9 protein-coding genes are annotated in these 11,720 nt (G+C 71.0%); 5 read left to right on the forward strand and 4 right to left on the reverse strand.

Features of this window, described 5'->3' with window-relative positions; genetic code table 11:
* Positions 1-241 precede the first annotated feature (241 nt).
* Positions 242-781 (forward strand): hypothetical protein, encoded by a 540-nt coding sequence (locus tag OG788_RS07175; protein ID WP_406369593.1) that lies wholly within the window; start codon positions 242-244, stop codon positions 779-781.
* A 37-nt stretch (positions 782-818) separates the two neighbouring features.
* Here OG788_RS07175 and OG788_RS07180 read toward each other — a convergent pair whose 3' ends face one another.
* Positions 819-1,544, reverse strand: a complete 726-nt coding sequence (locus tag OG788_RS07180) for a Crp/Fnr family transcriptional regulator (protein ID WP_406369594.1) — start codon at positions 1,542-1,544, stop codon at positions 819-821.
* Positions 1,545-1,737: 193 nt separating this feature from the next.
* Between OG788_RS07180 and OG788_RS07185 the strand changes: the two genes are divergently transcribed.
* Entirely contained in the window at positions 1,738-1,962 is a 225-nt protein-coding gene (locus OG788_RS07185; protein WP_406369595.1) for a cold-shock protein, read from the forward strand.
* A 47-nt stretch (positions 1,963-2,009) separates the two neighbouring features.
* On the opposite strand, the gene OG788_RS07190 is transcribed toward OG788_RS07185, so the two are convergent.
* Positions 2,010-3,323: a hypothetical protein gene (locus tag OG788_RS07190; RefSeq protein ID WP_406369596.1), complete on the reverse strand. Its 1,314-nt coding sequence runs from the start codon at positions 3,321-3,323 to the stop codon at positions 2,010-2,012.
* A gap of 538 nt (positions 3,324-3,861) precedes the next feature.
* Here OG788_RS07190 and OG788_RS07195 point away from each other — a divergent pair.
* A complete protein-coding gene (locus OG788_RS07195; protein WP_406369597.1) occupies positions 3,862-6,030 on the forward strand; it encodes a SpoIIE family protein phosphatase in 2,169 nt (722 codons plus the stop codon).
* 170 nt (positions 6,031-6,200) lie between these two features.
* Here OG788_RS07195 and OG788_RS07200 read toward each other — a convergent pair whose 3' ends face one another.
* Positions 6,201-7,385 (reverse strand): type III polyketide synthase, encoded by a 1,185-nt coding sequence (locus OG788_RS07200; protein WP_406369598.1) that lies wholly within the window; start codon positions 7,383-7,385, stop codon positions 6,201-6,203.
* 899 nt (positions 7,386-8,284) lie between these two features.
* The gene (locus tag OG788_RS07205) at positions 8,285-9,292 is read right to left on the reverse strand and encodes an NADP-dependent oxidoreductase (RefSeq protein ID WP_406369599.1); all 1,008 of its coding nucleotides are present in this window, start codon (positions 9,290-9,292) and stop codon (positions 8,285-8,287) included.
* 268 nt (positions 9,293-9,560) lie between these two features.
* On the opposite strand from OG788_RS07205, the gene OG788_RS07210 reads away from it, so the two are divergent.
* Both OG788_RS07210 and OG788_RS07215 read left to right on the forward strand, forming a co-directional pair.
* Positions 9,561-10,052, forward strand: coding sequence for a DUF485 domain-containing protein (locus OG788_RS07210; RefSeq protein ID WP_406369600.1), 492 nt, complete (start codon positions 9,561-9,563; stop codon positions 10,050-10,052).
* Positions 10,049-11,665, forward strand: coding sequence for a cation acetate symporter (locus OG788_RS07215; protein WP_406369601.1), 1,617 nt, complete (start codon positions 10,049-10,051; stop codon positions 11,663-11,665). Before OG788_RS07210 ends, OG788_RS07215 begins: the two co-directional genes overlap by 4 nt.
* Positions 11,666-11,720 lie beyond the last annotated feature (55 nt).

The following is an 11,720-nucleotide window of genomic DNA, read 5'->3' on the forward strand; positions in this document are numbered from 1 at the left end:
TCCGGCTCCCCGTGAGGACCCCGTACTTCTACGTGGTTCGGCGTGGTTTCACGGAACGCGGGGATGAGTGACCCCTCGTGGGGTCCGCGTGACCCTCTCAGGGCCCCAAACGGTCCGCGTGTTTCGACAACCCGTAGAAGTGGCTGGTCCCGTCAAGGACGGCGGTCCTTACTGGACTGCGGACGCCCCATCACCCACCGCGTGACCGAACACGCGCCGTCGTCGATCGGAGGAGACCTCCATGGCAAGGACCGGGCAGGCCGCCGAAAGCCGTCCCGCACAGAACATGTTCACCGTGCTCCACACGACCCATCAGCACGCGGACGCGAAGGCCGGCATCCTCGCGGCGACGCAGGTGGCACTGGGCGGCACGGCGGGAACGTGGAGTCAGCGGGCCGCGCACGTCTGGGACAGGGGCGGACCGGCCGGGGTGTTCGCCGGGGCGCTGCTGGCCGTGTTCCTGTGCGCCCTGATCGGCGGCGTGGTGAGCGTGGCGGCTTCGCTGACGCCCCGGTTGCTGAGGGATCCGGACGTCAACCGGTACAGCTTCGTCCATCTCGCGTCGGGGCCCGACATCCCGCCGCCCGTCGACGGCGCGCGACCGGAGGAGGAGGCCGCACCGGCGGAGGCCGCGGATCGCCGAGAGTTGTCGCGCACGGTACGGTTCCTCGCGCTTGTCGCGGTGCGCAAGTACCGCTGGGTGACGGCGGCAGTGATGTGCACGGCCGTCATGGGTGCGTGCGCGGGCCTTGGCGTGACTCTGCTGCCGCTGCTGGCCTGACGTCGCGGCTCAGGCATCGCGACTCAGGTGTCGCGGATCAGGCCTCGGCAACGGGTCCGTGAGTCGTTCGGATGAGGTCCGCGAGTCGTTCGAGGCGGGGAAGGTCCCGGATGATGGTGGAGCGGTAGCCGGTCTCCAGCAGACGGTCGGCACGCAATTCACGCAGCACCTTGTGGATCGTCGTCTCGGCGGCACCGACCATCGTCGCCAGCTCCGGCTGCGTCAGCCGACAGCCGATCTCCACTCCGCCGGCCCCGAACGACCCGTAGGACTCGGCGAGTTCCACCAGCAGCCGGGCCAGTCGCACCTTCGCCGGATACCCACGGAAGTCCAGCCGCCGCCGGTTCGCCCAGCGCAGCCGGTCGGCGACCATCCCGGTCAGGGCCATGGAGATCACGGGCCGGTCCTCCAGCAGGGCCCGCAGTTCATCGCGCCGCGACACACGGGCCGTCAGCGGGCCACAGGCGGTGACCGTCGCCGAGCGCGGGGCTCCGGTCATGGCCGCCATCTCGCCCACCGTGTCCCCAGCGGCCCTGACCGCGAGGAGTGAGGTCTCACCGTTCTCCACGGTGGCCGTGACCTTGGTGAAGCCGGACACCAGCAGATAGATGTGCTGGTGGCTGTCCCCCTCCCTCAGCAGCACGGCACCCGCGTCGAACCGGACCTCCGTGCCCAGGCCGAGCAGGTCCTGCCTGGCAGAAGGCGATAGCACCCCCAGCAGGCTGCGCGCAGGCCACTCGCCGGACCCGATGGGCTCTGCCACGGGTGTCCTCCTGACTCCGTCCGCGTCCGGGCGTGGTCGCCCGAACATCATCGTGCCGGTTGGAGCAGCCCCGTGGAACAGGACTGTGGTGAACGGCGGATGCGATGTCATGCGGCGCCCCTGAGCCCGCACCGCCCGCGACCGCACCACAAGCGCACCGGTTCGGGCAGCCGGCGCTCGTACAATTCCTCCCATGGTGACTGCGACTGTCCGCGAGTGGAGCGACGAGGAAGGGTGGGGCGTGCTCGACTCGCCCCAGACCCCCGGCGGTTGCTTCGGACACTTCTCCAACATCGAGGCGACCGGCTTCCGTACGCTGTCGCCCGGACAGCAGGTCGACCTCACCTGGGAAGCTCCCGGCTTCAAACAGGACGGCTACGACTACCGCGCGCTGAGCATCGTGCCCCGGCCTGCCTGACATCCACGGCCCGCGGCAACTACCCAGCCGACCGGCCCACTTCCCGCCTACACGCCGGGCACTTCATGGACCACGACCACCCCGTGCGAGAAGTTGAGCTCGGAGCCTCCGCCACCGGCCGCGATGGATCCGGCGCCCCACACCTCATGGGTGTCCGGTACCTGGACAAGTTCGCTGAGGGCCAGTTGCTGGGCCCGGTCGAACTCGGTGACCTGGCCGGTCCTGCCCGGCAGCAAGGGCGCCTTGTCGATTCTTTCGTAGGTGCCGTCGGCGCGAAGCCGGCCCCACCGGAAGACCAGGCCGTGGGCGCCGTCCGGGGCGACCGGTCGGGGCCCGGGGAGCTGGTCCGATGTGGGCCCTTCCTCCCAGCGGCTGCCGTCCCAGTGGGCGAGGACGGGCGCCTCGTCCTGTCCCTCATCGGGATCGTCGCCCGGGTAGGTCTGCGTGCCGATCACCCACACGTCGTCCGGCCCGGCCGGTACCACGTCGTTCAGGACCGCGCTCCGGTCGTCGCCCGGGCCCGCATTCACCGGAGGCTGGAACTGCGGGGCCGGGACGAGCCGCCAGCCGCGGCCGTCGTAGTGCATCGCGGCCGGCGTGGCACGGCGACCTGGGGTGTTGTTGTCCACCTGCGCGCCGGGGGCGCTGCCGACCGCCCAGATGTCGTCGCCCGCCCGCCCGGCGATCGCGTCCGCCCGGGCCGGCAGCCGGACCTCGGTCCAGTGCGCGCCGGTCCAGTGCCAGACCGTCTGCTCCTCGACAGGCCATCGCCCCGGGAGCTCGCCGGCCTGCGTCCCTGTCAGCAGCCACACGTCGTCGGGGCCGAAGACGGCCGCGTCCTTGATCTGGTCGGTCATCCGCGGTGGCAGCGGCACGTCCCGCCAACGGCTGCCGTCCCAGCGGGCGATGACCGAGGCGACGTCCTGGGTGCCCACCGGGTTGTCGGTGCCGAAGAACCAGGTGTTCCGCGGCCCGGACGACGCCAGTTCGACGAGGGGCAGCCGACCGAGCTTCGGCAGGTCGGCAGCGGCGTCGTAGTCCCGCCACTGCCGGCCGTCGTAGTGGACGAAGAAGGTCTTGTCCCAGTCGTCTCCGGCGAGACCGACCGCCCATGCGTCCCGGTCGGAAGCGACAGACAGAGCTCTCAGCTCCGCGTTGTCCGCCTTGCTGGAATAGGCGATCCTCCACGCTCCCCCCTTCGCGGAAGGACTCGGGGACGCCGTCTTCGGCCGCGTCGTCGCAGGCGCCTTGCCGTCCGCGTCCCGCACCTGGCCGCCGCAGGCCGTGAGCAGCGTCAGGCACAGAGCGGCACCGGCACCGGCGACCCGCGCCGCTGTCCGACCGCGGGAGTCGATGGCCATGACGGACCTCCAAGCTGGGGGAAAGATCGCGGGAGTCTACGTGCCGACGCGACTGCCCGCACCAGATGATCACCGGGCAGGGCAGGCCGTCCAGTCACCCACCGGAATCCGCACCATGGTGGGCGCGCGCACTGCATCGCGGCGCCGTCGGAGACGCTGATGAGAAGTCCGGCCACCGCCCCGCCGAGCGCACGGCCGGCATCTCGGAGGGGGCGACAGGTCTGCATGACGTGGGGCGGCCTGATCATGCTGCTCCTGTTCGCGCCTCTACAGCGAACTCGGACCGGCCATCACCGCCGGCGCCCGGTGGTCCCGCGGCGGTCGTCGCATCCTGGTGGGCGACGCCCTCGGCAAAGTGAGCACGGCCCCACCGGCCGCGGCATCCCCTCCTGGTCAGCGTTCACCGCGCGATCCGCTGGTGTGGGCGAAGCGACCCCCGGTGTTATTCAATGAGGTGTGCGGTCAGGGATCTCGGTGCCCCGACGCACGGGTTCGAGTACAGCCCCGGCGCTGTGCCGGGGATTGCTGAGAGAGCCGCATGGACTCCACACCCTCCCCCTCGTCCTCTTCACCGTTCGAGCTGGTCAGCAGCGCCCTGGGGCGCTACATCCCGCGCGGCGGAGCGGCAGCGGCGGCCGGTTCCGCGAACGCGCAGGGTGACCGCGCCACCCGCCAACGCGTACCCGACAACCCGGCAGCCGACCGTCAGGATCAGATTCTCGGCGTGGTCAACCTGGACAGGGATCTGAGAATCACCCGCAGCAATCTGGACGCCCCCGTATTCGCGGGTCTGGACGCCGTGGCCGGGAGTCCTTTCGCCGATCTCCTGCCCGCCGGGGACGTACCGACGGTCACACGGCGGTTGCGGCAGGTTCTGGAGATCGGTGAGGCGCACGTCGCCCGGATCCAGCGCCTGCGGCGCGGCGACGGGTCGGAGCTGGTGGTCTCGCTGAGCATCCTGCCCGCCGCGGCGCCTCAGGAGGGCTTGACCGTCTCCGTGATCGCCATGGCCAGGAGGCTGCACCTGTACGCCGCCGAGACCGCGATCGGCACCTCGCTGGACATCGGCGAGACCGCGCAGTCGCTGGCGGAGTCCCTGCTGGCTTGGGGAGACGTGGCCGCCGTCGACCTCGACTTCGCCGTGTGGACGGGCGAGGGAGTCACCGAGCAGGCGCAGGGTCGCATCCGGCTACGGCGGGCGGCTCTGGTGCCGGACCGGGCGTGGCCCGAGGGTTACGTGACTCCGGGCGGCGATCTTCCGATCGACGCGAGTCGCCTGCTGGCACAGGCGGTACGGCGGAACGATGCCCCGCAGGCCATCGTCATACCCGACCGGGAAGCGGTCGAGCGGCTGCTCGGCAGTCAGCGAGTGATCCGCGCCCTGGTGCCCGGTGACCGGTCGGCGAGTGTGGCGTGCGTGCCGCTGGTCCTGGACGGCACCCCACCCGTCGTACTGGGCCTGGCAGAGGTCTGGCGGCGGGCGGACCGCCCCTTCCGCGACAGCGAGTTGTTCGACCTGCAGGAACTGGTGGCCAGGACCGCCCATCACGTCGACCTGGCCCGTCAACACCAGCGCGAGCACACGCAGGTGCTGGCGTTGCAGCGCCGGCTGCTGCCCCGGAGCGGCGGCCACACCATTGAGATCGCCAGCGTCTACCAGCCCGCCACCCCCGACAGCGCGGGCGTCGGCGGCGACTGGGTGAACAGCTTTCCGCTGCCGGACGGCCGTACCGCGTTGGTGGTCGGTGACGTCGTCGGGCACGGCCTGGGAGCCGCGGCAACCATGGGCCAGCTGAGCATGGAGGCCCGCGCGCTGCTGTCCGCGGGGCTGGCACCCGACGAGGTGCTGGAGCACCTGGACGAGACCGTGACGCTGCTGGACGACGCGGAGTCCGGGCTGGCGGCCGGCTACAGCGCCCTCGGCTCCACCTGCTGCATCGCCCTCTACGACCCGGTCAGCCACCACGTGACGCTCTCCAGCGCGGGCCACCTCCCTCCGGTCCTGGTGCTTCCGAACGGGCACGCAGGCCCGCTCGCGGTCCGCCCTCACCCCGGCCTGGGCGCCGAGTTCGCGCTGCGGGAGCCGTTCGACGTGCACACGTTCGGCGCGCCCCCGGGCTCCCTGCTCGCCCTCTACACCGACGGCTTGGTGGAGGATCCGGCCCTGTCGATCGACGAGGGCATCGGCAGGCTGACCGATGCCGTGTCCACGGTGCACCCCTGGGACGCCCTGCAGCAGGCCGCACGGCACGTCGTCTCCGCGCTGGCGCCCGTACGCCAGCGCGACGACGTGACCCTGCTGCTCGCGCGCATGATCGGCTACCACAAGGGGGACACCGCGACCTGGCGGCTGCCCGCTCGCGACGACGCGCCCGCCCGTGCCCGCGCCCACGTCTCCGCACTGCTACGGCAATGGCACACCAGGAGCGACACCCAGGACGACGTGCCGCTGCTGGTCAGCGAGCTGGTCACGAACGCGGTGCGCTTTGCCACCGGTCCCATCACCATACGACTGATCAGGGCCGGTGGTGGTCACGGCCTGCTGTGCGAGGTGGGCGACACCGGCAACGGCAGGCCGCGTCTGAGCCGGGGCGGCCTCCTCGACGACGGCGGGCGTGGCCTGCACGTCGTGCACCGGCTCACCACGCGGTGGGGGGTGCGGTGGACGGACACCGGCAAGGTGGTCTGGGCGGAAGTCGCAAGATGACGCGGCTGCGGGGCGGGGTGCGGCCAGGCGCAAGCGAGAGCGGCGAGGGCAGCGGCGGCGTGCGCGTCAGCCGGCGCCACCGACGCTACGGACGGCGCCCTCAGCGGTACCGGTGGCGTGACCGGTGATGCGGGCGGCCCGTTCCCCGCTACGGGTGGCGCGGGCTCGCACTACAGCCACTCCCCTTCCAGGGCGGTGGCGGTGAGGCCCGGTGCCGCCGCGTACAGGACGGCGCGACTGCCCGACTTCTGCCCGGCGTCGTGCGCCCGCCTCAAGATGTCGAACACGGCGGCGCCTCCGCGGTTGCCGCTGGTGTAGCTGTCCCGGCTGTAGTCCAGCAGCCCGGACGGCCACGCGTCGGGCATCGTCTGCTCCATGTACTCCAGCACCCGGGTCCCGCCGGGGTGCGCGAGCAGCACGTCGGGGTGCCAGGAGTCGGGGTCGTCCTGGTTTCGGGCGCTCAGCCACTCCCACATCGCGGTGACCGTCTCCTGTACGGCGCGCGGCCCGCGCCGGTCCATCACGAAGTGGGTGCCGTCCGCCCGCGTTTCCAGGCAGTGCAGGTCTTGGGTGTCGGGCACGGTGTGGTGCCAGGCCGCGTCCAGCCGCAGCACCGACTCGCGCCTGGGGCGGCCCGTGACCACCGCGGCGACCGCGGTGTCCGCGAACAGCAACCGGACGATCAGGGACTCGAGGGTGTCGTCCGCGGGCTGGTAGGTCGTGCTCAGCGCCTCCGCGATCACGACCAGGACCACCCGATCGGGGTCCGCGGCCACGAGGTCGGCCGCCAGGGCCAGGGAGCGGGTCCCCGCGACACAGGCCCACTGCGTGGCCGGCAGCAGCATCACGTCGTTGCGGAGCGCAAGTCTGTTGGCCAGGGCGATGTCCAGGCCGGGGAGCGCCGGGGTGGTGGAGTGACTGGTGATCAGGCAGTCGATGTCGGCGGCGTCCAGGCCGGCGATCTGCAGGGCCCCGCGCGCCGCACGCTCCCCGTAGGACTGGACGGCCTCCCAGGCCGGCGCGGTGCGCTCCTGGACGGTCTGCGGCGCGGGTATCGCCTCGAGGGCGGCGATCACGCGGTCCACGTCCTGCTGGGTGAACCCGTCGCGTGCCAGCGCCTCTTGGGCGGTCCCGATGCCGACAGCCTGCAGGCCGCTGCCGTGACCGGGCGCAACGGCGGTCTCCAGGGGCAGCATCCACCCGCGGGTCTCGATGCCCGTACTGGCCGCGATGCCGTCGATCCGCGGCGCCCACGCCGCATGCGGGTGCCGGTCGCGCACCTCCGCCACGATCTGGCTGGTCTCCACGGCGTGCTCGCCGTGTATCACGGCAGGAGGACAGAGGTAAGCGGCCATGATGGGCACCTTTCCAGGGGAACAAGGAGGAACGTCACGAGGGCTGCGCCATGGGCCGCTTCGGAACTTCGCGCCCATGCCGACGGGCTCCACTTCGGGAGTCGCTGTCCGGATCGAGCATGGACGCGAAAGGGACATTTCCGCTGTGACTAAGGCAACTTGGGCGGGCTTTGAAGGGCGTGATACGGCACACACCGCTGAAGCAGAGGGGCCCTCAGAGCGGCACCACAGGCCTCACCTGACTCACCGTCAGTGGGGGGGGGTGGCTGGTCCGGGGCGCTCCGGCTCAGCCCCCGGATCTCCGAAGTCGCCGTCCTCGACGGTGCGGTCACGCTCACCGGGCAGCGGGAAAGCGGCGCAGCGCCGCCGTCGCGGTGGGTCCGACGCGCCCGCCGGACGGTGTCGTCGACGTCGTGGACGACCTCACCCACCGCTTCGACGACAGGCACACACGGGCCACCGGACCGACCGAGCACGGAATTGCCGACGACCGGCCGCGCGGGTCATGGGCCCACGGACCCCGCCCGCTGCCGGCCCGCCTTGCGGCCACGGGGGTCAAAGGCCCTCGGACATGGTCGAGATGGCCCACCGATCGGGGCCGGTCGCCCGCCCGGCTGCCGGTCCGGCTCAAAGGGGCCCGCACTCCGCCCCGCCGGGCGCCGCCGCCCGACGGAACGTATCCGACACGGATCAACGGGGTCCGGCTGCGGATCATCGAGGGCAGCCTCCGCAGGATCGCCCGCGTCGTCCGTGCGCTTGCGGAAATACCCCGACGAGTGCGTGAGCGAGCCGTACGCGAGGTGAGTACGTCAGGCCGCCACCGCAGAGAGTCAAACTGCCGCGAGGCCACCGCAGTGGCCTCGCCGGCCCTCAGTGCGCGGCCCCGTTCCCGGCGGCCGTCATGCCAGCTCCAGGACGAGTTTGCCGACGTTCTCGCCACGGAAGAGCATCTGCAGCGTCTCGGGGAAGTCGTCCACGCTCCCTCTCACGACGTGTTCCTTGACCTTGATGCGGCCGTCGGCGATCCAGGCGGAGATGTCCTGCGCGGCCTGTGGATAGCGCTCGGCATAGTCGAAGACGACGAATCCCTCCATCCGGGCGCGGCGCACCAGCAGTGTCAGGTAGTTCGAGGGGCCCTTGACCGGGGTGTCGTTGTTGTACTGACTGATCGCACCGCAGACCACGACGCGCGCGTGCATCGCCAGCCGGGTCAGGGCGGCGTCGAGGATGTCGCCGCCCACGTTGTCGAAGTAGACGTCGATGCCGTCGGGGGCGTGCCGGCGCAACGCCTTCCTGACGTCGTCGGCGCGGTAGTCGATCGCCGCGTCGAATCCCAGTTCTTCGGTGAGCAACGCGCACTTCTCCGGCCCTCCGGCGATGCCCACGACCCGGCAGCCCTTGGCCTTCGCGATCTGACCCGCGATGGTACCGACCGCGCCGGCCGCCCCCGACACCACGACGGTCTCGCCGTCCTTCAACGCCCCGACGTCCAGCAGGCCGAAATAGGCGGTCATACCGGGCATACCCAGTGCGCCCAGATAGGTCGAGGGCGGGGCGAGGGAGGTGTCGATCTTCATGGCGCCCTTGCCGTCGGAGACCACGTGCTCCTGGACGCCGAACATTCCGACCACGTGATCACCCGCCTGGAAGTCGGGGTGGCTGGAGGAGGTGACCTCGATGACCGATCCGGCGCGCATCACCTCACCGATCGCCACCGGCGGCAGGTAGGAGGGACGGTCGTCCAGCCAGCCCCGCATCGCCGGGTCCAGGGAGATGACGCGCGTGCGACCCGCGAACCGGCCAGGGCCCGGTTCCTCGACGGGCCCCGCGCAGTGCTCCCAGTCATCGGGTTGCACCTCGCCCACGGGGCGGGCTGACAGACGGATCTGGCGGTTGGTCGCGGACATCGCGCCTCCTGTCGTTGCGGCTCCCCTGACCATACCGACCAGTAGGTACGCCGGGGGCCGTGATATGCGCCATAGTCCGCCCCGCCCGGCGGGCACCTAAGGTTCACGGACCGTCGAGCCGTGAACCGGCAGCGCCCGCCGGATGTCGCGTCGAGCCCAAAACGTGACACCCCACAGACTGTGCCGCATACCAACCAGTCGGTATCGTGCGCCGCCACTCCTCTCCCCCAGCCCTCGACGGAACCGAGCCGAGCCGGAAGGTCACGCGATGACATATCCCCATGACCAGTGGTACCCGCAGCAGGAATGGCCGCGGGCCGAGCCGTACGGCCGTGCCCCTCGGTACGAGTCGTACGGACGCGATCCGGCGCAGGACCCCTCCCCGTCCGGATACGACGACGCCCCGTACGACTGGTACGGGCAGGCCGCCCGGCAGGAACCGTACGCGCACGAGACGCCTCGGCACAGCGCCGACCTCGCCGCCCTTCGCTCGGCCTACCGCGTACTCCGCCGGGTCTCCACGATCACCGCACTCGGCTCCTTCGTGGTGTACGTGGTGCTGTCCTGCTACGCACCGGAACTGATGGGGACCAGGATCACCGGGGAGCTGAGCCTGGGAATAGCCCTGGGGATCCTTCAGCTCGTCGTCACCTTCGCGGCGGTCTTCTCGTACGAGCGCAGCGCACAACGCTCGGTGGACCCGTTGGCCCGCGTCGTCAGAGAGCGGGCGGCCGGCCGGCCCACGGGGGTGGCGAGATGACCGACTTCGACGCCGGGTCGCAGGCCACCGTCCTCGTCCTCTTCACCGCCCTGGTCACCGTCACGCTGCTGATGTGCGTGATGACGGGACCGGACCGCGACGACCTGACGAACTTTTACACCGGCTACCTTTCGCTCACCCCGTTGAAGAACGGCCTGGCCATCGCGGGCGACTACATCTCCGCGGCCACGGTGCTGAGTACCAGCGGCATCATCGCGCTCGCCGGATACGACGGCTATGTCCTCACGGTCAGCACCGCCCTGTCCCTGGTGCTGCTGATGTTCCTGCTGGCCGAACCTCTGCGCAACGCCGGCAGGTTCACCATGGGCGACGTCCTGGCCCGCACCATGCCCGGGCGGGCCGTGCGCATCGCTTCCTGCGTCGTGACGCTTTCGGCGACCCTGCCCTTCCTGGTCGTCCAGCTCTCCGGGGCTGGGTCGCTGCTCACCTTCATCCTGAACATCCCGCACGGGGCGGGCGCCAGGACGGCATGCATCGTCATCGTCGGCAGTCTGATGATCATTTACGCGGCGCTCGGCGGTATGCGGGGTACCGCGCTCCTTCAGATGATCAAGATCGTCATCCTGCTCGGCACCAGCCTCGTCGTCGCCGCCCTGGTCCTGAACCGCTTCGGCTGGAACCCCGGAGACCTGCTCAGGGCCGCCCAGCACGGCAGCGGTACGGGCCCCGCCTTCCTTCAGCAGGGCCTTCAGCTGGGCACCTCGGCCGGCGACCGGCTGGACTTCGTCGGTCTCCAGATCACCGTGGTCCTCGGCGTGGCCTGCCTGCCCCACATCACCATGCGTCTGTACTCCGCGCAGGACGCACCGGCCGTGCGTCGCTCCATGTCGTGGGCCGTCGGCACGGTCACCACCTTCTGCCTGCTCGTGATCATCTTGGGTACGGGCGCGGCAGCCCTGGTGGGATCGCGGTCCATCACTGCGGTCGACCCGCACGGCAGGACGGCGGTGCTCATGCTGTCGCAGGTGCTCGGCGGGGCCCCCGCCTCCGCGGGTGCGACGATTCTCTACTCGGCCGTGGCGGGCATGGTGTTCATCACTCTGCTGTCCTCGGTCGCGGGGATGACGCTGGCCGCGGCCTCGACGCTCGCCCACGACCTGTTCGCCCATGCGGCGCGACGGGGACAGGCGGAGCCGCGTACGGAGATGACGGTGGCGGCGTGGACGAGTGTGGCCGTGGGAACCGTGGCCATCGGGCTCGCCACCCTCGTCCAAAAATGGGACGTCGGCGTGCTGACCACTCTGGCCGTCTGCATCGGGGCATCCGCGGTGGCTCCCGCGCTGACCTACTCCCTGTTCTGGAGAGGATTCACGCGCACCGGCCTGCTCGCCACCCTCTACGGCGGCACGGCCTGCGCACTGGTGCTGATGGTCTTTTCCAAGGCCGTCTCGGGCACGCCGTCGGCCGTCTTCCCGAACGCCGACTTCCATTGGTTCCCCATGCAGTCCACCGGACTGGTCTCCATCCCGTTCGGATACCTGGCGGGCTGGCTGGGCAGCCGTCTGGACCACCGGCGCCGCGCCGCCGACAGCCGGGAGAGCCGGCTGCTGTACGAGGAGAGCGAGGAGCGTCTGCTCGCCGCAGCCGAATGACCGAGGTGGCGGGGCGGACCGCGCAGGCGGCCTCGCTGCCGCCGCCGCAGTCCGC

Origin of the sequence: Streptomyces sp. NBC_00647, from assembly GCF_045207245.1 — a bacterium.
Taxonomy (GTDB): domain Bacteria; phylum Actinomycetota; class Actinomycetes; order Streptomycetales; family Streptomycetaceae; genus Streptomyces.

Bases quoted from the DNA above. Each gene is read 5' to 3' on its own strand.
- OG788_RS07205 (WP_406369599.1), bottom strand. From the start codon at position 9,292: ATGTCCGCGACCAACCGCCAGATCCGTCTGTCAGCCCGCCCCGTGGGC.
- OG788_RS07215 (WP_406369601.1), top strand. From the start codon at position 10,049: ATGACCGACTTCGACGCCGGGTCGCAGGCCACCGTCCTCGTCCTCTTC.
- OG788_RS07185 (WP_406369595.1), top strand. From the start codon at position 1,738: ATGGTGACTGCGACTGTCCGCGAGTGGAGCGACGAGGAAGGGTGGGGC.
- OG788_RS07195 (WP_406369597.1), top strand. From the start codon at position 3,862: ATGGACTCCACACCCTCCCCCTCGTCCTCTTCACCGTTCGAGCTGGTC.
- OG788_RS07200 (WP_406369598.1), bottom strand. From the start codon at position 7,385: ATGGCCGCTTACCTCTGTCCTCCTGCCGTGATACACGGCGAGCACGCC.
- OG788_RS07175 (WP_406369593.1), top strand. From the start codon at position 242: ATGGCAAGGACCGGGCAGGCCGCCGAAAGCCGTCCCGCACAGAACATG.
- OG788_RS07210 (WP_406369600.1), top strand. From the start codon at position 9,561: ATGACATATCCCCATGACCAGTGGTACCCGCAGCAGGAATGGCCGCGG.
- OG788_RS07190 (WP_406369596.1), bottom strand. From the start codon at position 3,323: ATGGCCATCGACTCCCGCGGTCGGACAGCGGCGCGGGTCGCCGGTGCC.